Source organism: Pseudomonas syringae pv. tomato str. DC3000, assembly GCF_000007805.1.
In the GTDB taxonomy this organism is placed as follows: Bacteria; Pseudomonadota; Gammaproteobacteria; order Pseudomonadales; family Pseudomonadaceae; genus Aquipseudomonas; species Aquipseudomonas avellanae.
Map to the genome: position 1 here is coordinate 2,242,751 of NC_004578.1, position 21,154 is coordinate 2,263,904.

Below are 21,154 nucleotides of genomic sequence, written 5' to 3' on the forward strand. Positions count from 1 at the left end.
ATCAGCAAGTGGTCATGGCCGGGCGGGAAAGCCCGGCCGTTGCTTATTCTGCAGGGTCGTCGGTGATGTCGTAGAGCGCGTTGTGCAACTCTTCGTAATTGCCGCCGTTGATCACGCTGAAGTAACCCGCAGCCCTGAGCTTTTCCTGAGCCTTGTCGGCTTTGCTGTCAGTGCTGCTGAAGATGACAAACACCGCATTGCGGTCACTGAGCACCTGCTTCATCTGATTGACCAGACGCCTTTCATCGACCCGCACCGCATTCAAGACCGTGCCAGCCTCGTAGTCGGTCTGACTACGAACATCCATGGCCAGCTTGCCTTCTTTCAATGCCGACACGGCCGCAGCCTGATCCGCCACACCCGCCTGTGCAGCGACGCTGCCGACCAGTGCAAATACAGCAATCCATTGACGCATACGCCCCTCTCCTTCAATGCGAGTGGAAAGAGTGGCACAGTTACACGCTGTTCGAAAGTGCATCGAGTCAGCCAAATAACCTGTTCAGATTCGGCACGATCAATAACAACGTGGTGGTGAAGAGAATCCATCCCGCCTGGCGTACTTTCGAGTGTTTGAATTTGAACTTGAACATGGCTGACCGCCTTTTTTTGTTATTCCTGAGCGACAGAAGCACGTCGAATCCAGTGCAGGGATTGGACTGCTGGCTAGGTGAAGCAGTGAACAGGCGGGTCCGGTCAACTGACCGCTAACCCGAGCGCTGAATGGATTTTGCACGCTCCCTGTTACAGATCTAACCATAGAGCCGAGGTGCCCTCAGGCCTAGAACTGTTAGGTATGTCTATTTTAATTTTTAATGCTGAATGTTATTAATGATCAAGCCACCGCATGCGCAGGCCTCTGCTAGACACTTCGCTCAAAATCCCTGGTCCGCTACCGTTCGTCCGAGTCAGATTTTTCCTACGCCTGGATTGCGACAAGCCTGTGAAACGGGCCGCTGCTTGATTTGATAAGGTCTTCAAGGCAGGCTTTGCTTCTGATCCACCGTCTTATTACCGCTTCAGGGTCCCATTTATGCCTTTACGCATCTGTATTCTGGAAACCGACAATCTGCGCGCGGAGCTGGTCGAGCAATATCATGGGTACGGTCGAATGTTCGAGCGGCTGTTCGCGCGTCAGCCGATTGCTGCAGAGTTGTCGGTATACAACGTGGTGCAGGGAGTTTATCCACCCGAGGGCGAAAAATTCGACGCTTATCTTGTGACAGGCAGCAAGGCCGATTCGTTTGGCACCGATCCCTGGATTCAGACGCTGAAGGTCTACCTGCTGGAGCTGTACCAGCGCGGCGAGAAGCTGTTGGGTATCTGCTTTGGCCACCAGTTGCTGGCTTTGTTGCTGGGCGGCAAGACCGAGCGTGCGGCGCAAGGTTGGGGAGTCGGCATTCATCATTACCAGTTGGCCCCGGCCAGACCGTGGATGACCCCGGCTATGGACAACCTCACGCTATTGATCAGCCACCAGGATCAGGTCACCGCGCTGCCTGAGCAGGCAACGGTTATTGCTTCCAGCGAGTTCTGTCCGTTTGCGGCTTACCACATCAATGATCAAGTGCTGTGCTTTCAGGGCCACCCTGAATTTATTCATGACTTTTCACGGACATTGCTTGATCTTCGCCAGGAGGCGCTCGGCGAGCAAGTTTACAAACAGGGTGTCGCCAGCCTCGATCATGACCACCACGGCGCCACCGTGGCGGAATGGATGATGCGCTTCGTGGCGCACAAGCCGGACAATCAATCAGCCTGATCCAGGCGCATGGCTCATCGTCATGCGCCCGACCGGTTTTCTGAAAGGTAGCGGGGCGGCTATAGCCAGCCGGAGCGCTTGAAGCTGGCAAACAGTGCCGTACAGCCGCCAACGATCACGCCCAGCACGATGAAGTAGCCGTAGTGCCACTTGAGCTCGGGCATGTTCTCGAAGTTCATGCCGTAGATGCCGGCAATCGCCGTCGGGAACGCCAGAATGGCTGCCCACCCGGCAAACTTGCGCTGCACGATGCTTTGTCGCGAGGACTCCAGCAGCAGGCCTATTTCGATGGTCTGGCTGGCGATGTCACACAGGTTGCCCAGGTCCTCCATCTGGCGCTTCACGTGAATTTCCACGTCACGGAAGTAGGGGCGCATGTTCTTGTCGATAAACGGAAAACTGAGTCGCTGCAGTTCTTCGCCCACTTCCACCATCGGTGCCACGTAACGGCGCATTCGCAACAGGTCGCGACGCAGTGCATGAATATGCTGGATATCAGACTCGCGCAGTGAACCGCCGATGACGCTCTGCTCCAGCAGCTCAAGCTCGGTGTGAATGGCTTCGGTCACCGGCTGATAGTTCTCGGTGACGAAATCCAGAAGGGCGTAAAGCACGAAGTCTTCGCCGTGTTCCAGCAGCAAAGGCCGCGCTTCGCAGCGCTGACGAACCAGCCCGTAAGACTTTGAATGGCCATTGCGCGAGGTGATGACGTAACCCTTGCCCGCGAAGATATGGGTTTCGATGAACACCAGTTTGCCGTTATCGCGCACCGGCGCGTAGGTCACGATAAACAGCGCATCGCCAAAGGTTTCAAGCTTGGGGCGACTGTGAACTTCCATCGCGTCTTCAAGGGCCAGTTCATGCAGGTTGAACTGCTCTTTGAGACTGGTCAGCTCATCGGCGCTGGGTTGCTCCAGCCCGATCCAGACAAAGTGCTCGGGCTTTGCAGCCCAGGCAGCGCCTTCATCAAGGGTAATGTCGCGGACTTTTTTGCCTTTGGTGTAAACCGCTGCTGCAACAACTCGACCCATGGTGCTATCGCTTCTTCACTATGTCAGTGGCGCAAAAAATCATGCGCGGTAGCTGATCAGATCGAACAAATGCGTATGAGTTCGCTGATAAACAAAAGCCCGCATCGGCGGGCCTGCGGCGGGTATCAAAGCATGTGTTGGCGGTCTTGCTCAATGGCTGCATCGAGGGTGTCGAGCAAACCTTTTCTGACCTTGAGCTTGGTTTTCTTGTGCGCGTTCATGTTGATTTTCTTCAATTGTGCCGCGACGGCAAGCGCGGCACCCTGCAGCTCTTCGACGCTGACCACCTTGTCCAGAAAACCCGCTGCCATCGCGCCCTCGGGGTCGAACATTTCGGCATTGATCACCGAGCGGTTGAATGCGGATTTACGCAGCCGGTCGCGGGCCAGTTCGATACCGGCGTGGTGCATGGTCATGCCGATCTGAACTTCGTTGAGCCCTATGCTGAACGGGCCTGCGACGCCGATTCGATAATCGGCTGACAGCAGCAAAAAAGCGCCCTTGGCGACGGCATGGCCTGGGCAGGCGACGATGATCGGGAAGGGGTGCGACAGCATGCGCCGCGCCAGGGTAGAGCCCTGAGCAACCAGATTAATGGCAGCTTCGGCACTCGAGGTCATGACCTTTAGGTCGTAACCGCCCGAGAGAATGCCGGGCTGCCCCGTCACGATCACGATGGCGCGATCCTTTTCGGCCTGATCCAGTGCGGCATTGAACGCAATTATCACGTCCGGGGAAATGGCATTGACCTTGCCGTTGTTCAGGGTCAGCGTAGCGACGCCGTCGTCCAGATGGTACGAGACCAGATCACTCATGACGTGATTCCTTTATTGAAGTGAGCAGACGTTACTCACCCGCACAGAGCAGGTAAAGCGCTGACTGAGTAGTCACGCAACAGCTTGCTGTCAAATGACCGATTCGACCGCGACAGCCGCCACGTTCATGGCTGGATGTCATTGAACGCGCAATATTCTTCCCATTCCATACCCAGCGCTTCTGCTACCTGCGCATGGGCTTCCAGGCGCATGCTTTTCAGTTGCTCCGGCGACTCGGCAATCAACTCCAGCGCCAGCTCCCAAGGCTCGATACCTTGACCTTCGGCCTCGTCCTCGAAGGCCCACTGCAGTTGCTGCTTTTGCTCTTTGGGGCTCAGCTCGCTGATTTCATCTTTCAGGGTCGGATGGGTCGCGAGGTATTTCGCCAGCGCAGCCTCGTTCCACTCAAGTGTATTCATGCCGGGTTCCTCAAACGAATTTCAGGGCCATGCCGCGGATCAAGGCAGCCTGGCGAGACGGCGTGATTGTGAGGGAGCAGGCCATTGATGTCAGCACCTGCTCGCAATAATCGCTAGAGTGTCCAGAGGAAGTTTTATTGACCATTCATTCAGGAGTCTATCGATATGATCAAAGTCAGTGTGCTGTATGCGTACGAAGAGGGTGCCCGTTTTGATCACGACTACTATCGCGACAAACACCTGCCGCTGGTGCAGGAACTGATGGGCAGCTACTGCAAGGGCTACAGCGTCGACAGGGGCATCGGCGGCGCAACGCCTGGCTCTGACCCTCGCTACATCGGTATGTGCCACATTTACTGCGACTCCATTGCAGACTTTGAAGCCGGTATGGGGCCGCACTCAAAGCAGATCAATGCGGACATCATCAACTACACCGATCTGATTCCGGAGATACAGATCAGTGAAGTACGTGCTGATGTGAAAACCGCGTCGTAAGTTATCGAGCAGTATCCTGCCAGGCCGCTTGTTTCTTTGAAGACATACCACCCGACGGATCAAAACACTGGCTGTTGTACAGCGGGCTTTGACACTGCGAGCGCACGCTTGGCGGTGGCGGGCGGTTTCTCTGAAACGCCTTGTAGCGCTCCGTCTCGTATACCGTCACGTGCGTGCGGCCGCTGACCTTCAGGTATTCGGTGGCTTTGAGATTGGTTTTGTGGACGTAATCCAGCGGTTCATCGTCGCGCCGCATGTTCGGCGGGCCTTGCCGCTGCGGGGTGCTCTGAGCGTCGCCTTCACAGGGGATTGACGCGTAGCTCACCTTTCCCTGCGCTGACGTGCATTTGAATATCTCGCTGTGCGCCGTGTTTGCACTCAGCAACGCTGCCACTGCAAGTGTCATTGAAAGCCTTTTCATGGTTCTCTCCCTGTATGGCGCAAGGCTACCAGTTGCCTGTAAATGCCGCCAGATCATCTCGCGGCGAGGGACCATTCGTCAGACGTATCGCACGGCTGCGCGTGTCGGTTCTCTGAATATCAGGTTCTGAATTCTACAGTGGAGGTGCACATGACCGGCACAACGCCAGGCAGCAACAACCAAGACAAGAGCAATCAAGGCAAAAATGATCCGGGCTTCGACGAGGAGTCACCGAAGACCCAAGACCCGCAGATCGACCCGACTGAGCCTGCAACAACGCCGGCCACTGAAAAGGGCAGCAAGGATGACTACCCGCCGTACACGCCCGACAAATAACTGACCGATTGCCCTCGGCCGATACCGAGGGCGGTTTATTACCGGCCTGTCTTACTTGTTGGCATCCAGGTATTCGAGCAGGTCCTCCATTCTTTCATCGTTGCCCATCCACCACAGTTTCATGCGTGTACCGGGCACAACTTCGCTTGGGTCCTTGATGTACATGCGCAATTCTTCGCGCGTCCAGATCAGCCCCGAGTTTTTCATCGCATCGGTGTACACGTAACCTTCCTGCTGACCTGCCTTCCGACCAATGATGCCGTTAAGCGGTGGGCCAAATGCGCTGCGCGCAGAAGGGCCGATCTTGTGGCAACCTGAGCAGAGGCGGGTGAACACTGCCTTCCCGGCCTCTGCATCGCCTGCACCTTGGGCCATCGGATGCAGCACCAGTGCCAGTACCAATAACGCAGTTCTTTTCATCGATATTCCACAGCGCGCCGGGGCAGCTTCTTCAAAAGCTGCGAATGTTAGCGCAATTTTCCGGCACTCACTTGCTGGCAGGTATCTGGCTCGACAACTCATCGAAGTCACGCTTGTAACTCGCCATCTCGGCCGCGCTGACAAAGCTCTGCTCCAGAACCAGCTTTTTTGCGCCGGTTTCGATACTGGTCAGTTCGTGGAGGAAGCGCTTCTTCTTTCCGGCGTTGACCTTTGTCCCTGCATCATCAAGCGACTTGCGAATCTCTGCTGCCCGCGCATGGACAAAATCCTGGCCCCGGCGATCAACGGTGAGCCCGTCGTTTTCAACATAGCCCTCCAGCCCGGTTTTCTTCAGTACCAGCCACAGCGCCCTGTCCGGCGTGAACGTGCCCTTGAATTTCTTGACCTTTTTGCTGCTGTCAGCGCCCAGGTCAACCGTCACCGGGCAACCGGATCGGTGGGCCAGTTGTTGCAAGGCTTCATCCAGGCGTTGCGTCGGCATGTCATACGTAATGGGCGTCATCTGGCAAGCCGCATAAACCGGAGCCCCGGCCAGGCAAGCAACGCTGATGACCAGTTTTTTCAGGGTGTTTTTCATGTTCGCAAGGGTTTCATCTGGAGGGATAGGGCTTGGAAAGCGTTTGCTGCGTGATGTTCCCGCGCGGCCAGGAGGCGGCCTTGCACTCAAATCGCAGACAAAGAAAAGCCCGCGATGGGGGGTAGCGGGCTTAAGGTCTTGCTGGGAATTGAGTTAACAATAAACCCGCGAACGTGAAAAAAGCGTGAACTGCCGGATACAATTTTCAAACAATTGAAATCAGGGTTCGCCGTCCCAGTAATCGACGTTTTCAGTGGTCCGCTGGTTGGCGGTGAACACACGTGCCCCGTTGGCTGAAACCATCGCCTGATACTTTCCGGAGTCCGGGTATTCACACACCTCGGGCGTCTCCCGCGTGCTGATCGACAGGTACTTGAGCGGTGCCTGTGATGTATTGATGATCTGATGAGGGTATTCGGGGCCCGCTGGAATAAACAGGACGTCGCCCGTCTTGATCGGCAACATCTCGCCGGCAACACGCAAACTGCCTTCGCCCTCGATGATCACGAACATTTCTTCCTGAGCGTGATGGAAATGATAAGGGCACGAGCGCTTGCCGGGCGCGACGACATCGACAGAAGCCCCAAGCTTGTGTGCCACCGTCCCAGTGCCGAGGCGCGCTGCTGCGCTTTCATACAGCGGCTCACGAACTTCATGTTCGAGTGACGCTTCATTGAAATTGCGGATCAGACGAGACGCCAGTTCACGTGCGCGGTCATTCATGAGGGTGAAGGCTCTGGAAGAGTTCAGGAGAGGGTACTTTAGACCAGTGAAGGCAGGGGCGCTTTTCCCGAGTACTCGGCACACCGTCGGTAGGCCTATACCGTCTGGATGTGGCGGCGACTACGACCGTTGTGCCCTGATTGCCTCAAGCAAGGCTTTGGTCTCATCAGATCCAGCCTTTACCTCCTCAATGAGGCTTTTCACGTCTTGTGCATTAGCCGCTTGTTCGTACCCGGATTGAAAGATTGAACCGGCGCTGCCAATAATCGTGGAGTTCGCACCCCAGAGGCCTAAAACGGTTGCAACCCCGATCGCGAGAATCGCCAGAACAGTGTTTCGGTTAGAGCTTTTCACTTCCTTGAGAAGCTCGGGCAGAGTTGTTGAAAAGCCAGCGATGGTGCTGCTCACCTGCTTTATGGAAGCATTGAAAGCATCGAGCTTCGCATCCATCACGCTTTCCCGATCCTCTAAACGACGGTTTGTCGCTTCAAAACGCTCCGAGTAGAGCCTGTCGCGCGCTTCTTGCTCACGGCGGTAGGCTTCATGCTCGCGCGCCGCCCACTCGTGCCTCTGAAGCTCCGCTTGCTCCATTCGATCAATACGCTTGTCCATCCTGTTCTCGATGGCAGAGAGCGTATCCCTCATCTCATTGCGCGTGATCTCGGTCATGACTGGAGTATCTCCCTTCGGGGTCTTCATGTCAGCTCTTGTAATCGACAGCCGTGGCGAGGGCAGATGGTTTCTTGTGAATATGAGACAGCACTCACTCATCGGCAGACGTCTCTGTGTCTTTCAGTAGCCAGTTGCCTATGAACCTGGCCGAATGAGCACGCTGCATGCCGCAGTTGTTGCACATAAGCATGACGGATTCCTGTGTCATCCCCGATTGAGTCAGCACGACCTCTGAGTGCTCGAACGAGCCGGCAGGTATTTCCCAGGACTGCGCGCTGCACGATGTGCACGCACTCATTGCCTTGACCCCTTTCAAAAACCGGATCACGTCATCAAAAAACAGTTTGGGCGCATCTGCATCGAGCATCCGTTCATCCACAGGCATACATAAATCATTTTGAATCCTTTAATTTCATTACAGCGCGGGGGTATCTTTGCCCTACGACCGTCGTGACCTTCCGGGAAATGATTATGGCCAAACTCCATGGTTTATGAAGGGGCCACTTTTCGACGCGATGTTGCTGGTAGGGCGCACCACAAGGAGCGCCCATCTCACCGCTGCTAACCAATACTTACCTGCGCTACATAATGGATTTGTGGGTCAGACAATGGCTTGGGCGTGCGGCGCAGAGTGAGATGATCGCCGTGCGGTACACCGACGACAGTGTGCGTGGGTTTGAAGCGCATGAAGATGCATGGCGTTTTTCGCAGGGCACTGGGAAGTTCGATTTGCTCAGTTCAACCTGAGGCTACTTCCAGAGAGAACACATTTGCTACGGTTTGGCTGGTTTGCGGTCGAAGATTGCAGGAAGCGTGGAGAGGGAAAGCCCGAAACATTCGACCTTCTCAGGTTCGCGCATTTCTGCGATCAAACCAAAGAGCGGTATGTTCGTGGCTGGGCGCATGGCCATAGCCAAGCTTATAAGAGCAACACCGTTTGAATTGGGCGCGCATGACTGCGTTGCCCGGTCGTTCATACCTATCCCCAGAGCTAACCATGCATCCTTATCCCATAACTCGCTTTGGCGTAAAAACCCAAGGCAGGAGCCGTATACGTTAATTCTGCACGTGCGTATCTGTGCGGGGGGGGGGGGCAGTAGGTGATTGCCCTTCCTACCGCGACCGTTGCACCGTCTTTTCCAATGCTGCTGACCTCGCGAAATCTGGCGCTTTTGAAATAATGGCGCGGACTATACAAAATGAGCCTAAAACGGGTCGAGTATGAAAGCCGGGCTGCATTGGACGGTCTTTGCATGCGGTGAGCTATCTTTCTCCCAGCAGCGTCCTTCACGAAGTTATGAGCTGCAACTATCTTACTCTTGGTACAGCACATCCTCAGGTTCGATTTTTAGATAGCCTTTAAAATCAAAGCCTTGGTCGTCCTTTTTTAGGTAATGCTCTAATGTTCTGACAGAGGTTGCTTCTGCATCAACTTTTAAAGCGCCGCTGATAGGGATTCCGATTTTCTTGGCAGCAGCTTGATACGCCGCAAGTACAAAGTGAGAGCAAAAAGCGCCGCGTATACGAGGCGAATTTTCAAAGGCTTGAGCTCCATATTTCTCGCTGGCTGCTTTGCCACCGCTCTTGAAGCCAGAGTTGCGTACAACACTCAATACGCATTTTAGCTTTGAGTAAGGAACCTTTTTGTCCGCGCTCCACATTTGGCCAATCTGGGCCGCCCAATCGCCCAGGTTTTTATCTTTTGGGGAATAAACCTTGTACAGACCTTTTTGAACTGGGCCTGACAATGAAGACTGCTGATTTCCGCCTCGCATCTGAACGATTTCTGGTTCTCCTTTGCCATTAGCTTCAAGTTTGTCCGGGTTCTTTTGTGTTTTTGACCATATTACGGAGTGGACCAGTGCGGGATCGCCTTTGTTAGTGCGCAGCGCGGAAAGAGAGGGTAGGAGCTGGCCTGTTTTTATAATTTTATGCGTAAAGCAAGTGTTGTCAGGTTGATCAAGTAATATAAGAATATCACCTGGAGATAAATCGGTTTTTTTAAGTTTGTCATTGGCTATGGCTGCAACGCCCTGAACTGGCCTTGTCTCTTGTGCAGCTACCAGTCAAGTCGCTCAGCTCACTGACAAGGTGACGACGCAGAGCGACGAGATCGCTCGACTGCGTTCGCGTCTCGGAGGTATCAACTGATGGAAAGATGCGCAATTGATTTCATCGCTCGCCGCTGGTGGCGTCGGGTGGAGGTGCCCAAATCAATAAACTGCGCAATCAAGTGCGAACCGCACCTGTAAGCCAGGGTGGCAACCAAGCTGGCGGGAGCGATGAGAGCTGGCGGCTTCGAACAGACGGCCCAACCGTCTCTGAGTACGTCGCCGCTGGTTACAAGGCCAGCAACTACCCGCCAAAGGGCTACGAATCTCGCAGTTCGGCTGAGGAGATCGCTGAAGCGCTGAAGCTCGAGCAGGAAGCGCCGGAAACCGACCCTCTGAAAATGAAGGTCCCGGAGCTGAAAGAGTGGCTCACCGCCAAGGGCATCGAGTTCGACGCAACGGCAAAGAAAGAAGACCTGCAGGCTCTGGTGCCGAAGGAATAAGGACACGCACATGACCGATTTCATCAATGTTGCCGATGTTAATGCTCAGCTTGGTCCTGCCTGGGCGGGTACAGGTGATCCGGTCCTTGCTGTGACGATGGCAAACGCCTGGCTCACGGCCAAGATTAAGCGAGTCGTTCCCGATCCGACGCCCGTCGAGATCAAAACGGCTGGCGCTCAGGTCGCTAAAGAGGCGGCCGCAGGCAATCTGTACAAGGCCACGCAGAAGGAAGTTCAGAGCAAGACCGTTTCTGCTCAGTCTGGCACTTCGGTCAGCAAGACCTACGTCGCCGGCAGTTCGGATATGTCTCAGGGCGAGAACTTCGCTATCGCGCTTCTGGCGCCGTGGATCAAGCGGTCCGGCACTATCATGCTGAAAAGGATCTGATCATGGGCATGCGTGAAGAAATTCAGGCTGAACTGGCGGAGGCGTTCGACGATCCTGACGGCCTGGCTGACGCCGTACAGCAGTTCACTGGCGGCATAACCCTGCCGGGTAGCTGGGACCCTGTCAGCGAAATCAGCGGGCCACCGACCGTTATTGAATACAGCGGGCGCGGAATTTTCGGGAGCTACAAGGCCAACCTGATTGACGGTGAGAGCATCAAGGCATCAGACCAGCAACTAACCGCGCTCACAAACGAGGTGACAGGCGTTCCGCAGGCAGGGCACAAGATTAACGGGTATGACGTGCTCGCGGTGGGTACCGATCCGACAGCTGCCATCTATCAAATCCAACTGAGGCAAATCTGATGGCCGGATGGAGCACGCCCCCCACAGCATTCATCGCTCAGATTGAAGGCGATATGACCAAGCAGCTGAGAATCATCGCAATGGCGCTCCTGGGTGAGATCATCAGTCGCTCCCCGGTGGACACCGGAAGGTTTCGCGGGAACACAACGGTCACGATTGGCTCGCCAGTGTTCTCGAACAGCCAGACCCTGGACCCGACCGGAGCTGCCACGATCAGCAAGGGCGCTTCGGTTCTGGCTGGCCTCAAGCCTTTTTCGATCATTTACATCCAGAATAATTTGGTTTACGCCGAAAAATTAGAGAACGGCCATTCCAAGCAAGCCCCCAATGGAATTTTTGGGCTCGCCTTCGCTGGCGTGGCAGCGGCGTATGCATCATGACCTATGAGCAGATCCGCAGAGCTATCACGGCGCGCATGGTGGCCTTCACCGGGATTGAGCAGGAACGCATTTTCTATCCCAACGCTCAGTACCCGGCTCAGAACCAAGACGGCTCAGGCGTGTTCAAGCCGCCTGCCGACGGCCTATGGTGCCGCCTACACATCCAGCACGCCACCGCCTTCATGGCCGGCATGGCCGACCAGCCCTACACCCGAAAGCCCGGCATTATCGTCGTGCAGTGCTTTGCCCGGCTTCGCACCGGCATGCGCGGCCTGAATGAACTGGCCGACGCACTGGAAGCGCACTTTGCCTACTGGACTGAAGGCGACCTTGAGTGCATCGAGGCCAGCCAGGTCGACGCAGGCGAGTACGAAGGCTTCTATCAGATCAACGTGAATATCCGGTTTCCGCGCCGGTTGAACCTGAAGCACCCATCCGGCCCGCCTTGAGCGGGTTTTTTTATGCCCGCAGAAAGGAGACTCACATGAGTTCCGGCGCAAAAGTCGTTTCACACATCATCAAGGAGGTGACGCCCGGCGTTACTGCTCCTGAATCCCAAACTCCTCTTGAAGTCGGGCGCGCGCCTGGTCGCCCATTCCTTGGCCTGCAAGGCTATTGTTCAGGCCGACCTGATCCTTGGATAGCTGGCTGTTCAGGTTCGCCTGAAAGGAAATCATCTTCTGAGTTTCCTCAGCAGCCAATTTCCTGAGCTCGACTTCCTTTTCAAGGCTGGCGTTTTGCTTCTGCTGCGCAATGTTCAGTTCGGCCATGGCCAGAACTTGCTTTTGCGAGGAGGTGAGCGTTTTCTTTTCCTTCAACTGAGCAATTTCAGTCTCCAGCTCGACCAGCTTCTTCTGCTCCGCCCCTATCGATTTGGTGGTGCCGTCCTGATTCAATAGCTCCTTGCTCTGCGCAACCAGCACCGCGTAGCGCTGGCGCGCGTCGTCGAGCATCTTGGTTCCGGCATCCTCCTGATACGCCTTCTCCTTGCCGGCGTTCTTGTTTGGCTTGGTGCCTTCTGTGATCTGTTGCAACTGCCTGTCAGCTACCAGCTTCATGCGGTTCGTGAGTGTGCTGTATGCCTCGGCTGCATCGTAGAAAGCCTTAGCGCTGAACGCAGCCGCCAGAGGCCCAGCCATGCCAGCAGCAGCACTACCAAGCGACTTTACTTGACGCTCTAGGCTTTGAACCTGAGCGGTAGCTGATCTGGCATTTTGGCCGGCGCCGTTAATTGCGTTGCCAGCACCGGAAATAATCGGTCCAGTCCTCAGGCCCGCATCGTTCAGCGCCTGTAGACCTCGGCGAAGATCGTCCACTTTCTGCTGAGCACTGCGGCTATCGACCTCAATAGCGAGGCGTGAGGTGAGGGCCATACTTTTCTCCGGGCATAAAAAAACCCGCAGAAGCGGGCGTTTATTTGGTAATTCGTCTATGACGCAATTTTGAAAAGAACCAGCATTACAACCGCCACAAACAACAGCACTACCATGATTCCCTTGCCCGAGCTCGGCTCTATTTCAATTGAAGAAGGCTGAGGGTCACGATCTATAGTTTCAAGCGGGGGATTGAGAATCTCATGAAGATCATCTTTCATTTTTGCATCAGCGGCTAATATCTCCGCAGTCTGCATGTTGATAATCTTCAGCTTTTCGTCGTCATTAAGCCCCTCCAGCAGAGCTTCCAAATCGTCTTGCTGGTCAAGAGCCTTCTGGTGCCTGTTTCCGCCATTTTTATGAACCGCTTCAAGGGCCTCAAGCTCGCTCTTTACATACGCCCGAACCGTCTCCCGGCAGACTTTCCCGCTAGGCATCCATCTTTCGAGCGCAGCATTTCGCTTTAAGCAAAGCTCGTCGAGGTAACGTGTTGATTCGTCGTTGCTTTCCTCTAAAAATTTAATCCTTCTCTCAAGCTCCTCGGTGTGGAGTTGCTGAAATAAAACGGCGTCTTTTTCGTCCATATCCGCCATCACCTCAATTACGTAATCGCGCTCCTTTGCCAAGGCAGCGAGAATATCGCCTCCCTGCTGCATGACCTGATTGCGCACCGCATCAGTCCTGTCAGCTAGCGCTACCGCAAGAGCTCTCAGGCTTTCCCTTCTGGCTTCCATTTCTGAATTCCGATTCCAATTAATGCCAGCAATCTACCATCATCGGGCGCAACGGCGAACGACCGTTAATCCTCTTCTTCCTCGTCGTCCTGATCCATGAAAAGACGATCCAGCTCAAAGACCACTTCGTCGACCTCTTCCCGAGGTATCGGAGAGGGCCTTGCGTCAAGCCAGTCCGATATCTCGCGGGCAGAAAGCGGCATTGGGAACACGCCGCCCATGCCCGAGATGTACCGCCGCCCCCGGCAAACACCCCTGAAAGTGTTCAGCAGGTATGCCGTTATCGGGTCTTGGGGCGGCTCATCTGGAACAGGCATGCCAAACCGCTGGAAGATCAGCTTGCGCTTTTCGGCTTCCGGCCCTGCCCACTCGCTTTCCCACTGGAAGCGGGCGATGACTTTTCCAGCGTTTCGACCTGCTCCACTTTTTTGGAGGCGGCCAGGTCGCCGCTGTGCTCCAGAACGAACAGGAATAATTCGACGTTGTCCTCGAGCATCTGAGCGCCGACCTGCTCGGTGTATTTGATTTCGTTGCCGTCGCCATCCACTGCGCCGGTCCAGTCCTTCAGCAGGAACGAGGCGATAGCCAGGCAGTGATTGGCGTATTCGGTCTTCTCGCCTGCGATCACGCCGATGTCACCTTCCTGGAACTGGGCGTCGTTGCGTTGCACGCGTCTGCGCATGCGCTCCATCGCGATCTGGTATTCGGTGCTGTCCAGAGAGACCAGCATTACCTTGGTGTCTGCGTCGAAATCGAACCACTTCGCAGCGGTATCGACCACTTCTTTGTTCTTCAGCTTGATAGCCATGATGCAACCTCAACGCCACGCCATAAAAGGACCGCCCCGGCAGGCGTTATCACCGGGGCAGCCAAAAGGGTTATGCGTCTGGATCTGGTGCAGCCAAGCGGGTGATGGTCGGGCTCTGCTTGGCCACTGTGTAGCTCAGCTCGACCTCGATCAGGTCCCGCTTACCACCGCTGGGCAGTTCGCCATCCACTTCCACTGCTGGGAAGTTGAACGTGTAGCTGTTGCCCAGCGAGTCGGTGATCGGGAACTGCACGGCAATCGGCAGCCGGGTGAATGTGTTCTTCCAGATCTGCCACGCGCGCTTGGACCATGCCAGAGTGATGCTGCCGGTGATGGCCGCCTCGGTGGCGATGCCGGGGCCGAATGGCCAAGGTCATCTTCGTGGTGTTTGACGAGGCTGGCAACTACGCCGCCGACATCCTGTTTTCTGGGCGCATGGACGCCGCCAAGTTCTCGTTCGCGGGCAATGGCCAGGACGGCAACACCATCACCGTGCCGGTCATTGACCGCATGGCCGAGTGGAGCCGAACCGGCACCGAGCGCTGGACTGACGAAAACCACCGCGCCCGGCACCAGGGCGACCGCTTCTTCTACGCAATCGCGCAAATGTCCGAATGGCCCATCTACTGGGGGTCCGCCAAGGATGCGCCGACCTTCAACTACGGAAGTTAGATATGCGCCATCGAGACTGGACCACGCGTCTGAACGAAGTAATCAAGGCTGCCCAAGGGCGGCCTTTTTTGTGGGGCGAATTTGACTGTTGCCTGTTCGCCGCCGACTGCTCGAGCGCCGTGTGCGGTGTCGATCCTGCAGAGCAATACCGAGGCACCTACAAGACCGAGGCGGGTGCCAAGCGTGCGCTGAAGAAGCGTCACGGCAGCCTGGAATCTGCATGGGATGCCTGCTTTGCAAGGGTGGCAGTCCCGTTCATCCAGCGCGGCGACGTCGTGATGTACGAAGCACCAGCAGGTCGCAGCATGGCCGTGTTCTGGGCGGGTGATTACTGGGCAACGACCGATGACGGCGTTGCTCGAGTTGTGTGTGAGCCGTTGTCAGCCTGGAGGGTTGAATAATGCCCAGTGGCGTTAAAAAGATTGCCCAGGTAGCCGTCGGCGCTGTGATCGGCTTCGTGCAAGGTGGCCCGGTCGGCGCTGCAATCGGCGCTGGCCTGGCCTTCTATGCAGCATCACAGCAGGAGAAGCTCAACACCAAATCACCGTTGCGCGATAACGAGCCGTCCGCTCAAACGGTGAGGTCGTCCAAAGCACCGATCCGATTCATCCTTGGCCGCGTATCCACCGGCGGCGTGCTGGTCTGGGCGCAGGAGCAGTCCGGCACCCTCACAGAAGGCGAGCAAATTCACCTCGTATACGTGCTGTGTGAAGGCGCGATCGATGGCCTGGAGAACATCTACCTAGGTGAGGAAGAGATCGGCTCGTTCGGTGAGTTCGCGAGCTATGAGCTGATCGTCAACCCGACAGAGGTGAACGCATTCCTCAAGGCCAACTGCCAGGACTGGAAAGACAGCCAGATCGGGCGCGGCCTGTCGTTCGTGCGCATCACCCTGAAGTACAGCGCCGAGAAGTTCCCGTCTGGCATCCCTGACACCCGCTTTGTGGTCCGTGGCCGTAATGACATCTACGACCCGCGCACCGGCAACAACATCTACACCGCCAACACCGCGCTGCACATCCTCTGGTATCTACGCACCCGCTGCAACGTTCCGGATGACGAGATCATTTTCGAGACATTTGCCAGTGCGGCAAACGTCTGCGATGAAGCGCTGACCAATGCCGATGGCTCCGTCAGCCAGCGCTATCGCACTTCTTGCGTGATTGGTGCTGATGAGCAACGTCCGGGCGTACTGCAGAAGCTGGAAGCGTCATGCGCCGGCAAGTTGATCCGCGTCGGCGGCCGCTGGATGCTCCAGGCAGGGGCCTATTACGGCCCGTATGACTTCGAGATCACCGAAGACATGATCATCGGCACGGTCTCTGGAAGTACCGAGTCGACGAACGATTCCGCCATCAACACGGTGCGCGGCACGTTCATTGATCCTGAACAGTCCTGGACCGAGACGGATTACCCAGAGGTCAGCGTTTCCGAATGGATTCTTGAGGACGGCGGCGAAGCTGCTGAGACGATGACGTTCTCGTATGTGACCGACGCCTATCAGCCTCAGCGCCTGGCGAACATCGCCATGCGCCAAAGGCGTGCTGGCGGCGCAATCAGCCTGCCGATGAACTTCTCAGGCTACAACTGCCGGCCTGGCCGAGTAGTGCGTGTGAACCTGCCGTCACTGAACATCCTTGGCGAGTTCATCGTCTCCGACTGGTCTATGGGTGACAGCGAAGGATGCACGGTTCAGGTCAAGCAGTACGAGGCGGCAATCTTCGATGATGCCGTGGGCCAGCCTTACAACCCGCTGGGGTTCATCAACCTGCCAAGCGGCGGGCTTGGCTCGCCCACCGGGCTTGCATGGTCTCCTGGCGATGCTGCTGAGGTGGTGCAGGGCGTACTGTCGTGGGTTCCACCGCTGGGCATCGTCACCTCCTATGTGGTCACGGTCCGCCAGGGCGGTGGTGTCGCTCAGTCACGCTCGGTGCCCGCGACGGCCAACACGCTTGCCATCAACGGATTGGCGTCAGGCATATACACAATGAGTGTGGCCGCCCTGGGCCCAATGGCCCGATCTGGCGAAGCGAGTATATCGGTGAGCATTCAGGGGCCTCCTATCCCTGAGTCGTGCGTGGTGCAATCGTCGATCGACAGTATCGTGCTGATCCCGCAGAACCCGAACCACGGCTTGAACGGCGGCACCTACGAGTACTTTTTCAGCACCAACCCCAATGCGACATCGGGCACGGCGCAGTACCTGGGCCAGGGCCAGTCGTTCACCCACAACGATCTGGCGTTCTACACCAACTATTACTACTTCATCCGCTCGACCAACGCATACGGGAAGAGCGCCTTTCTTTATGTGCCTACGTCGACATCAAACGATGTGTCGGCCTATCTGTCTGCTCTGGCCGGCAAGATCAGCAAGACCGAGCTTGCGCAGAACCTGCTTTCAGAGATTGAGCTGATTAGTGGCGACGGTGACGGATCGGTTAATGAGCGCCTGGCTGAGCTCAAGGCCGAGATCGGAGAAATCACCGACGCGCTGGTCTATGTGCCGACTGACGCCTATGTCCGCGACAACACCGTGCGCGTGGGTGACAACCTCTGGACGGCCATTGCAGCGGTGCCTGCGGCTGCCAATGGATCGAACGGCCCGCCGAACCCGGCTTACTGGGTGAACACAGGCCAGTCCATTCGCGCCGCTAACGCCCAGGCTGATCAGGTTTCCAAAAACACAGCCAACATCGAGACGGTGAACGGCAGGACCACGGCGACCGCAAGTCAGCTCCAGGCAGTGCAGGCGCAGTACCGGGCCGACAGCGGGGAAGGCGATCTGCTCGATGCGCTCAGAGGTTGGGACAGCACGGCCAGCGCGGCACAGGAAGTGAAGATCAGGGCGGAAGAGGATTTCGCCCAGGCTCAGCGCACCACGACTCTGCAAGCGCGTGTCGGCACCAATGAGGCACGAATCACCACCGTCGAAACGACGACTGCCACGGACCGCGAGGCGACTGCCCAGCGGATTACGGCAATCGATTCTCGCGTAGGTACGAGCGAATCGAAGATCACGACGATTGAGTCAACCGCAAACACGGACCGGCAGGCCACCGCTCAACAGATACAGACGCTGACCTCGTCCGTCGGTAGCAATCAGGCCGCCATCCAGTCTGAAGCAACCACCAGAGCCAACGCAGACGGCGCGCTGTCCACGCGAGTGGATGGGGTTCAAACAACTGCTAATAACGCCAGTGCTGCGGTTCAGACCGTAAGCACAGCCCAGGCGAGCACTGACGGCAAGCTGACGGCGATGTATACCGTCAAATTGCAAGTCAACTCCAACGGCCAGTACGTCATGGCCGGGATAGGCGCAGGGATTGAGAATGTTGGCGGTGTGCTGCAAAGCCAGATCCTCATGTCGGCTGATCGGTTTGCGCTGGTGAACACGTTAGCGGGTGGTGCTATTTCGACGCCTTTCGTTGCACAGAACGGCCAGTTGTTCCTTGGTCCGACGTTCATCCAAGACGGCACGATCACCAACGCCAAGATTGGGAGTTACATCAGTTCGACCAATTACCTGGCCGGGCAGAGCGGTTGGATTCTGAGCAAAGACGGTACGTTCGAAATCAACTCACCACTTGCCGGGGGAGGCAGGCAGGTCATTAACGGTCAAGGCGGCAAGGTTTATGACGAGCGAGGCCAGTTGCGCTACCAGTGGGGGAATTTAGCCGCATGAGTTACGGAGCCAGAGTTTGGGACGAAAACGGGAATTTGGTCATGGATACGACCACGTACACTTATCAGGTGATTTGGCAGGGGGTAGTGGATTTCAGCGATACAACCGGATCAACAGCCAAGGTAATCACGCTGAGCATTCCGGGTTTCGACCCGGCCAATTGCGTTTTCATGATTATTCCCACCCGAGCCCAAGATATCCAGAACGCTGAATCCGACCCTCTCGGAAACATAAAGTCCTACCCGTATGTAACAACGGCAAAAGACCTAGTAGTCATCCGCTCAGCAAATCCATCAGCAAATCTCGGGAACACCAACCAGACAAGGATTGTTGCCAAGGGGTACGCAGTGAGGTTTAAGGTATGAGCTTTGGCGTCATCAGCATCAATGAAAGCTCTTTCGTGCAGATTGATTCGGAAACGCCTAGGCTTTGCGTACTCACGAAGGGCACTTATTCAGGAACCACAAACGCAAACGTCACGTTTCCACGCGCGGTAACAAGTGCAGATCCTCCAATAGTGTTCATCAGGCCCGATCAAAACGGCATCGTCCAGGTGCCGATATCAGTATGGTTTACAGGTGGTCCGGGCAATTGGACAGGCTTCGCAATGAAAGCCTCAAACGTACAGAGTACGCTGAGCGGTCAATATTTTATTGCCGCATGGGCAGCCATGAGTACAGCCTCTTTTGGGATGCGTATTTGGGGAGCTGGCGGCGAGCTTGTATACGACAGCGGTGCACCTCCAGTTGTCGTAACGTTTGCTGCGGGTAACTGGACATACGTCGGGAGCGATCAGCTTAGCGTCGGTCGTCGGTATATATGGAGCATCGATAAATTGCTTGGGGCCGGCGAGTTTATATCAATAAATTCATTTGCTATGAGTTGTCACAACGGCGCAAGCGGTGGAGGCTGCGGAATAGCAGTCGATTACACCAATTCAAAAATAATGATGTATAGCCTCGCTACAACGGCATGGACAGATCAGGGCCACCGGCCATTCCTCTGCGCAAAACTAACCGCCTGAATCAAGGCATATAATTAGGAGAATTCAATGCCTTGGTATAAGACCGGGACGGTTTCCGTCACCCAAAATTCAAACGCCGTTATTGGCATTGGTACGGCATTCATTGCAAACAGCCGCGTCGGCGATGGCTTTCGTGGCCCGGATGGCGGCTGGTACGAGGTGACGAACATCGCCAGTGATACGGCCATGTCGATATCGCCAAACTATCAGGGTGCTACCAACGGCGCGGGCGGGTATGCGCTGGCTCCGCTGCAGGGCTACGTGCAGGCTTCCGCCGATGCGCTGCGCGCTCTGGTCCTTCAGTACGGCCAGAAGCTGGCCGCGCTGGGCACGACCGGGAACTACGACATTCTGCCGATTGCCAAAGGCGGGACCGGCGCTACTGATGGTGCCACGGCGCTCGTAAACCTTGGGCTGAGAGGCGGTGCCAACGATCTGCTGGTCAAGAGTATTGGCTTTCGCGGCACGCCCGTCGGATACAATATTCAAGGCCTGTATATGGGCTGGAACGGCAATGGCGACGGGGGCGCGAACTACATCTGTAATCGCGGGGGCGCGGGCGGCGGGCATTCCTGGTGGTCTGTGAACTCGGACAATACGGCTGCTGGGCCGGTGATGACTTACTCCTATGCCGGCGTTCTTTCCGTCGCCCAACTTAGCGTCACTGCCAGCCCTATTGCGATTTCGTCTGGCGGAACAAGCGCAAATACAGCGGCGGGAGCCAGAACAAATCTCGGGCTTGGGAGTGCAGCGATTGAAAATACAGTGCCGATCACAAAGGGCGGTACTGGTGGCACAGATGGACCCAGCGCACGCTCCGGGATAGGTCTCGGCACAACCGATGTCGCTACCTTCAGGGCGCTGGAGCTGACCCACACAACCCCGTGGATCGATTTTCACTTCAACAACACGGCCGCTGACTATGACGTCCGCCTGATCAATGACTCAGCCGGAACGCTGACGCTCGATGGTCGACTTGCATCGAAAGGAACGTGGTGCCGAACCGGTCTGAATGGTTCAAGAGGCGCTAATATTTACAACCTCAACTGGAATACAAGCAATAGCGGTTATGTAGACGTTTACATTGATGCAAGTTATGTTGGGGCTCTTACTTTGCTTCAATCCGATTACCGGGTTAAGCGTCAAGTAGAAGAGTTTTCCGCTCCGTTCCTTGAAAGAGTAAACGCCTACAGGATAGTTACATTCAAGAGAGCTGCATACGGAGAAGTCTTCAAGGACGGAGAAAATCTTATTCAAGGTCTGATTGCCCATGAAGTCCAAGAGATCAACCCTCTGGCGGCGACAGGAAAGAAAGACGACGTAGATGCGAATGGGAACATTTGGATTCAGCAGCTTGATTCTATAGCACTAATTACAGACGCATTCGGGGCTATAAAGGAGCTTAGCGTGCAGGTTAAAAAGCTGCGCGCCGAACTGGACGCACTAAAGGCATAAATCACGCCATCACATAACACCTGCACAGCA

The 21,154-nt window shown here is 55.9% G+C and carries 29 protein-coding genes and 2 pseudogenes; 15 read left to right on the forward strand and 16 right to left on the reverse strand.

What is annotated here, in order from left to right:
- Positions 1-43: 43 nt before the first annotated feature.
- On the reverse strand, positions 44-415 hold the full coding sequence (locus tag PSPTO_RS10680; RefSeq protein ID WP_005766850.1) for a rhodanese-like domain-containing protein: 372 nt from the start codon (positions 413-415) through the stop codon (positions 44-46).
- 615 nt (positions 416-1,030) lie between these two features.
- On the opposite strand from PSPTO_RS10680, the gene PSPTO_RS10685 reads away from it, so the two are divergent.
- Positions 1,031-1,759, forward strand: coding sequence for an amidotransferase (locus PSPTO_RS10685; protein WP_011103822.1), 729 nt, complete (start codon positions 1,031-1,033; stop codon positions 1,757-1,759).
- Positions 1,760-1,818: 59 nt separating this feature from the next.
- On the opposite strand, the gene PSPTO_RS10690 is transcribed toward PSPTO_RS10685, so the two are convergent.
- The 3 genes from PSPTO_RS10690 to PSPTO_RS10700 all read right to left on the reverse strand — a co-directional run bounded on the left by PSPTO_RS10690 (position 1,819) and on the right by PSPTO_RS10700 (position 4,024).
- Positions 1,819-2,790, reverse strand: a complete 972-nt coding sequence (locus PSPTO_RS10690) for a magnesium and cobalt transport protein CorA (RefSeq protein WP_005617011.1) — start codon at positions 2,788-2,790, stop codon at positions 1,819-1,821.
- Positions 2,791-2,915: 125 nt separating this feature from the next.
- The gene (locus PSPTO_RS10695) at positions 2,916-3,605 is read right to left on the reverse strand and encodes a crotonase/enoyl-CoA hydratase family protein (RefSeq protein ID WP_005738376.1); all 690 of its coding nucleotides are present in this window, start codon (positions 3,603-3,605) and stop codon (positions 2,916-2,918) included.
- A 125-nt stretch (positions 3,606-3,730) separates the two neighbouring features.
- Positions 3,731-4,024 carry a DUF6388 family protein gene (locus tag PSPTO_RS10700; RefSeq protein WP_005738377.1) on the reverse strand — a complete coding sequence of 98 codons (294 nt, stop codon included), beginning with the start codon at positions 4,022-4,024 and terminating at the stop codon, positions 3,731-3,733.
- A 165-nt stretch (positions 4,025-4,189) separates the two neighbouring features.
- On the opposite strand from PSPTO_RS10700, the gene PSPTO_RS10705 reads away from it, so the two are divergent.
- The gene (locus tag PSPTO_RS10705) at positions 4,190-4,519 is read left to right on the forward strand and encodes an EthD family reductase (protein WP_007244311.1); all 330 of its coding nucleotides are present in this window, start codon (positions 4,190-4,192) and stop codon (positions 4,517-4,519) included.
- Position 4,520: 1 nt separating this feature from the next.
- Here the strand turns inward: PSPTO_RS10705 and PSPTO_RS10710 are convergent, their stop codons facing one another.
- Positions 4,521-4,940 (reverse strand): DUF4124 domain-containing protein, encoded by a 420-nt coding sequence (locus tag PSPTO_RS10710; RefSeq protein WP_024667446.1) that lies wholly within the window; start codon positions 4,938-4,940, stop codon positions 4,521-4,523.
- A 150-nt stretch (positions 4,941-5,090) separates the two neighbouring features.
- Between PSPTO_RS10710 and PSPTO_RS10715 the strand changes: the two genes are divergently transcribed.
- The gene (locus PSPTO_RS10715; RefSeq protein ID WP_005617022.1) at positions 5,091-5,276 is read left to right on the forward strand and encodes a DUF6021 family protein; all 186 of its coding nucleotides are present in this window, start codon (positions 5,091-5,093) and stop codon (positions 5,274-5,276) included.
- A gap of 51 nt (positions 5,277-5,327) precedes the next feature.
- On the opposite strand, the gene PSPTO_RS10720 is transcribed toward PSPTO_RS10715, so the two are convergent.
- From PSPTO_RS10720 to PSPTO_RS10745, 6 genes are all read right to left on the reverse strand, one after another.
- Positions 5,328-5,696: a c-type cytochrome gene (locus PSPTO_RS10720; protein WP_011103824.1), complete on the reverse strand. Its 369-nt coding sequence runs from the start codon at positions 5,694-5,696 to the stop codon at positions 5,328-5,330.
- A 67-nt stretch (positions 5,697-5,763) separates the two neighbouring features.
- On the reverse strand, positions 5,764-6,294 hold the full coding sequence (locus PSPTO_RS10725) for a hypothetical protein (protein ID WP_011103825.1): 531 nt from the start codon (positions 6,292-6,294) through the stop codon (positions 5,764-5,766).
- Between the two features lie 219 nt (positions 6,295-6,513).
- On the reverse strand, positions 6,514-7,017 hold the full coding sequence (locus PSPTO_RS10730; RefSeq protein ID WP_005766833.1) for a cupin domain-containing protein: 504 nt from the start codon (positions 7,015-7,017) through the stop codon (positions 6,514-6,516).
- 120 nt (positions 7,018-7,137) lie between these two features.
- On the reverse strand, positions 7,138-7,716 hold the full coding sequence (locus PSPTO_RS10735) for a hypothetical protein (protein WP_005766831.1): 579 nt from the start codon (positions 7,714-7,716) through the stop codon (positions 7,138-7,140).
- A 64-nt stretch (positions 7,717-7,780) separates the two neighbouring features.
- Positions 7,781-8,074, reverse strand: a complete 294-nt coding sequence (locus tag PSPTO_RS10740; RefSeq protein ID WP_005766829.1) for a hypothetical protein — start codon at positions 8,072-8,074, stop codon at positions 7,781-7,783.
- Positions 8,075-9,002: 928 nt separating this feature from the next.
- On the reverse strand, positions 9,003-9,536 hold the full coding sequence (locus PSPTO_RS10745) for a hypothetical protein (RefSeq protein WP_024667440.1): 534 nt from the start codon (positions 9,534-9,536) through the stop codon (positions 9,003-9,005).
- Positions 9,537-9,744: 208 nt separating this feature from the next.
- Between PSPTO_RS10745 and PSPTO_RS10750 the strand changes: the two are divergent.
- From PSPTO_RS10750 to PSPTO_RS10775, 6 genes and pseudogenes are all read left to right on the forward strand, one after another.
- Positions 9,745-9,840: pseudogene (locus PSPTO_RS10750) on the forward strand (chemotaxis protein); the annotation flags it as partial.
- Between the two features lie 82 nt (positions 9,841-9,922).
- Positions 9,923-10,243, forward strand: a complete 321-nt coding sequence (locus PSPTO_RS30225) for a HeH/LEM domain-containing protein (RefSeq protein WP_226992690.1) — start codon at positions 9,923-9,925, stop codon at positions 10,241-10,243.
- 10 nt (positions 10,244-10,253) lie between these two features.
- A complete protein-coding gene (locus PSPTO_RS10760) occupies positions 10,254-10,631 on the forward strand; it encodes a hypothetical protein (RefSeq protein WP_011103829.1) in 378 nt (125 codons plus the stop codon).
- A gap of 2 nt (positions 10,632-10,633) precedes the next feature.
- Positions 10,634-10,996 (forward strand): hypothetical protein, encoded by a 363-nt coding sequence (locus PSPTO_RS10765; RefSeq protein WP_011103830.1) that lies wholly within the window; start codon positions 10,634-10,636, stop codon positions 10,994-10,996.
- A complete protein-coding gene (locus PSPTO_RS10770; protein WP_011103831.1) occupies positions 10,996-11,376 on the forward strand; it encodes a hypothetical protein in 381 nt (126 codons plus the stop codon). Before PSPTO_RS10765 ends, PSPTO_RS10770 begins: the two co-directional genes overlap by 1 nt.
- Complete coding sequence (locus PSPTO_RS10775) at positions 11,373-11,825, forward strand: phage tail terminator-like protein (RefSeq protein WP_011103832.1); 453 nt, start codon at positions 11,373-11,375, stop codon at positions 11,823-11,825. Before PSPTO_RS10770 ends, PSPTO_RS10775 begins: the two co-directional genes overlap by 4 nt.
- A gap of 90 nt (positions 11,826-11,915) precedes the next feature.
- On the opposite strand, the gene PSPTO_RS30230 is transcribed toward PSPTO_RS10775, so the two are convergent.
- The 5 genes from PSPTO_RS30230 to PSPTO_RS30235 form a co-directional block, all read right to left on the reverse strand.
- Positions 11,916-12,749 (reverse strand): tail length tape measure protein, encoded by an 834-nt coding sequence (locus PSPTO_RS30230; protein ID WP_011103833.1) that lies wholly within the window; start codon positions 12,747-12,749, stop codon positions 11,916-11,918.
- A 56-nt stretch (positions 12,750-12,805) separates the two neighbouring features.
- A complete protein-coding gene (locus tag PSPTO_RS10785) occupies positions 12,806-13,483 on the reverse strand; it encodes a hypothetical protein (protein ID WP_046463350.1) in 678 nt (225 codons plus the stop codon).
- Positions 13,484-13,548: 65 nt separating this feature from the next.
- Positions 13,549-13,800 (reverse strand): hypothetical protein, encoded by a 252-nt coding sequence (locus tag PSPTO_RS10790; RefSeq protein ID WP_011103835.1) that lies wholly within the window; start codon positions 13,798-13,800, stop codon positions 13,549-13,551.
- A gap of 17 nt (positions 13,801-13,817) precedes the next feature.
- Positions 13,818-14,291, reverse strand: coding sequence for a hypothetical protein (locus tag PSPTO_RS10795; protein WP_046463351.1), 474 nt, complete (start codon positions 14,289-14,291; stop codon positions 13,818-13,820).
- 70 nt (positions 14,292-14,361) lie between these two features.
- The gene (locus PSPTO_RS30235; protein WP_011103837.1) at positions 14,362-14,544 is read right to left on the reverse strand and encodes a hypothetical protein; all 183 of its coding nucleotides are present in this window, start codon (positions 14,542-14,544) and stop codon (positions 14,362-14,364) included.
- Between the two features lie 98 nt (positions 14,545-14,642).
- Between PSPTO_RS30235 and PSPTO_RS10805 the strand changes: the two are divergent.
- The 6 genes and pseudogenes from PSPTO_RS10805 to PSPTO_RS10830 form a co-directional block, all read left to right on the forward strand.
- Positions 14,643-14,963: pseudogene (locus PSPTO_RS10805) on the forward strand (hypothetical protein); the annotation flags it as partial.
- A 2-nt stretch (positions 14,964-14,965) separates the two neighbouring features.
- Positions 14,966-15,364 (forward strand): DUF6950 family protein, encoded by a 399-nt coding sequence (locus PSPTO_RS10810; protein WP_011103839.1) that lies wholly within the window; start codon positions 14,966-14,968, stop codon positions 15,362-15,364.
- Positions 15,364-18,645, forward strand: a complete 3,282-nt coding sequence (locus PSPTO_RS10815) for a phage tail protein (protein WP_011103840.1) — start codon at positions 15,364-15,366, stop codon at positions 18,643-18,645. Before PSPTO_RS10810 ends, PSPTO_RS10815 begins: the two co-directional genes overlap by 1 nt.
- The gene (locus tag PSPTO_RS10820) at positions 18,642-19,010 is read left to right on the forward strand and encodes a hypothetical protein (RefSeq protein WP_011103841.1); all 369 of its coding nucleotides are present in this window, start codon (positions 18,642-18,644) and stop codon (positions 19,008-19,010) included. Before PSPTO_RS10815 ends, PSPTO_RS10820 begins: the two co-directional genes overlap by 4 nt.
- Complete coding sequence (locus PSPTO_RS10825) at positions 19,007-19,669, forward strand: hypothetical protein (protein ID WP_007244228.1); 663 nt, start codon at positions 19,007-19,009, stop codon at positions 19,667-19,669. Before PSPTO_RS10820 ends, PSPTO_RS10825 begins: the two co-directional genes overlap by 4 nt.
- A gap of 27 nt (positions 19,670-19,696) precedes the next feature.
- Positions 19,697-21,124 carry a tail fiber domain-containing protein gene (locus PSPTO_RS10830; protein ID WP_011103842.1) on the forward strand — a complete coding sequence of 476 codons (1,428 nt, stop codon included), beginning with the start codon at positions 19,697-19,699 and terminating at the stop codon, positions 21,122-21,124.
- The last annotated feature ends 30 nt before the right edge of the window (positions 21,125-21,154 follow it).

What these genes read in the sequence shown, in the direction of transcription:
- PSPTO_RS10710 (WP_024667446.1), bottom strand. Translation starts at nt 4,940, where the DNA reads ATGAAAAGGCTTTCAATGACACTTGCAGTGGCAGCGTTGCTGAGTGCA.
- PSPTO_RS10740 (WP_005766829.1), bottom strand. Translation starts at nt 8,074, where the DNA reads ATGCCTGTGGATGAACGGATGCTCGATGCAGATGCGCCCAAACTGTTT.
- PSPTO_RS30230 (WP_011103833.1), bottom strand. Translation starts at nt 12,749, where the DNA reads ATGGCCCTCACCTCACGCCTCGCTATTGAGGTCGATAGCCGCAGTGCT.
- PSPTO_RS10690 (WP_005617011.1), bottom strand. Translation starts at nt 2,790, where the DNA reads ATGGGTCGAGTTGTTGCAGCAGCGGTTTACACCAAAGGCAAAAAAGTC.
- PSPTO_RS10715 (WP_005617022.1), top strand. Translation starts at nt 5,091, where the DNA reads ATGACCGGCACAACGCCAGGCAGCAACAACCAAGACAAGAGCAATCAA.
- PSPTO_RS10680 (WP_005766850.1), bottom strand. Translation starts at nt 415, where the DNA reads ATGCGTCAATGGATTGCTGTATTTGCACTGGTCGGCAGCGTCGCTGCA.
- PSPTO_RS10725 (WP_011103825.1), bottom strand. Translation starts at nt 6,294, where the DNA reads ATGAAAAACACCCTGAAAAAACTGGTCATCAGCGTTGCTTGCCTGGCC.
- PSPTO_RS10790 (WP_011103835.1), bottom strand. Translation starts at nt 13,800, where the DNA reads ATGCCTGTTCCAGATGAGCCGCCCCAAGACCCGATAACGGCATACCTG.
- PSPTO_RS10760 (WP_011103829.1), top strand. Translation starts at nt 10,254, where the DNA reads ATGACCGATTTCATCAATGTTGCCGATGTTAATGCTCAGCTTGGTCCT.
- PSPTO_RS10775 (WP_011103832.1), top strand. Translation starts at nt 11,373, where the DNA reads ATGACCTATGAGCAGATCCGCAGAGCTATCACGGCGCGCATGGTGGCC.
- PSPTO_RS10820 (WP_011103841.1), top strand. Translation starts at nt 18,642, where the DNA reads ATGAGTTACGGAGCCAGAGTTTGGGACGAAAACGGGAATTTGGTCATG.
- PSPTO_RS10825 (WP_007244228.1), top strand. Translation starts at nt 19,007, where the DNA reads ATGAGCTTTGGCGTCATCAGCATCAATGAAAGCTCTTTCGTGCAGATT.
- PSPTO_RS10700 (WP_005738377.1), bottom strand. Translation starts at nt 4,024, where the DNA reads ATGAATACACTTGAGTGGAACGAGGCTGCGCTGGCGAAATACCTCGCG.
- PSPTO_RS10730 (WP_005766833.1), bottom strand. Translation starts at nt 7,017, where the DNA reads ATGAATGACCGCGCACGTGAACTGGCGTCTCGTCTGATCCGCAATTTC.
- PSPTO_RS10795 (WP_046463351.1), bottom strand. Translation starts at nt 14,291, where the DNA reads ATGGCTATCAAGCTGAAGAACAAAGAAGTGGTCGATACCGCTGCGAAG.
- PSPTO_RS10735 (WP_005766831.1), bottom strand. Translation starts at nt 7,716, where the DNA reads ATGAAGACCCCGAAGGGAGATACTCCAGTCATGACCGAGATCACGCGC.
- PSPTO_RS10815 (WP_011103840.1), top strand. Translation starts at nt 15,364, where the DNA reads ATGCCCAGTGGCGTTAAAAAGATTGCCCAGGTAGCCGTCGGCGCTGTG.
- PSPTO_RS10785 (WP_046463350.1), bottom strand. Translation starts at nt 13,483, where the DNA reads ATGGAAGCCAGAAGGGAAAGCCTGAGAGCTCTTGCGGTAGCGCTAGCT.
- PSPTO_RS10695 (WP_005738376.1), bottom strand. Translation starts at nt 3,605, where the DNA reads ATGAGTGATCTGGTCTCGTACCATCTGGACGACGGCGTCGCTACGCTG.
- PSPTO_RS10705 (WP_007244311.1), top strand. Translation starts at nt 4,190, where the DNA reads ATGATCAAAGTCAGTGTGCTGTATGCGTACGAAGAGGGTGCCCGTTTT.
- PSPTO_RS10765 (WP_011103830.1), top strand. Translation starts at nt 10,634, where the DNA reads ATGGGCATGCGTGAAGAAATTCAGGCTGAACTGGCGGAGGCGTTCGAC.
- PSPTO_RS10830 (WP_011103842.1), top strand. Translation starts at nt 19,697, where the DNA reads ATGCCTTGGTATAAGACCGGGACGGTTTCCGTCACCCAAAATTCAAAC.
- PSPTO_RS10770 (WP_011103831.1), top strand. Translation starts at nt 10,996, where the DNA reads ATGGCCGGATGGAGCACGCCCCCCACAGCATTCATCGCTCAGATTGAA.
- PSPTO_RS10810 (WP_011103839.1), top strand. Translation starts at nt 14,966, where the DNA reads ATGCGCCATCGAGACTGGACCACGCGTCTGAACGAAGTAATCAAGGCT.
- PSPTO_RS10720 (WP_011103824.1), bottom strand. Translation starts at nt 5,696, where the DNA reads ATGAAAAGAACTGCGTTATTGGTACTGGCACTGGTGCTGCATCCGATG.
- PSPTO_RS10685 (WP_011103822.1), top strand. Translation starts at nt 1,031, where the DNA reads ATGCCTTTACGCATCTGTATTCTGGAAACCGACAATCTGCGCGCGGAG.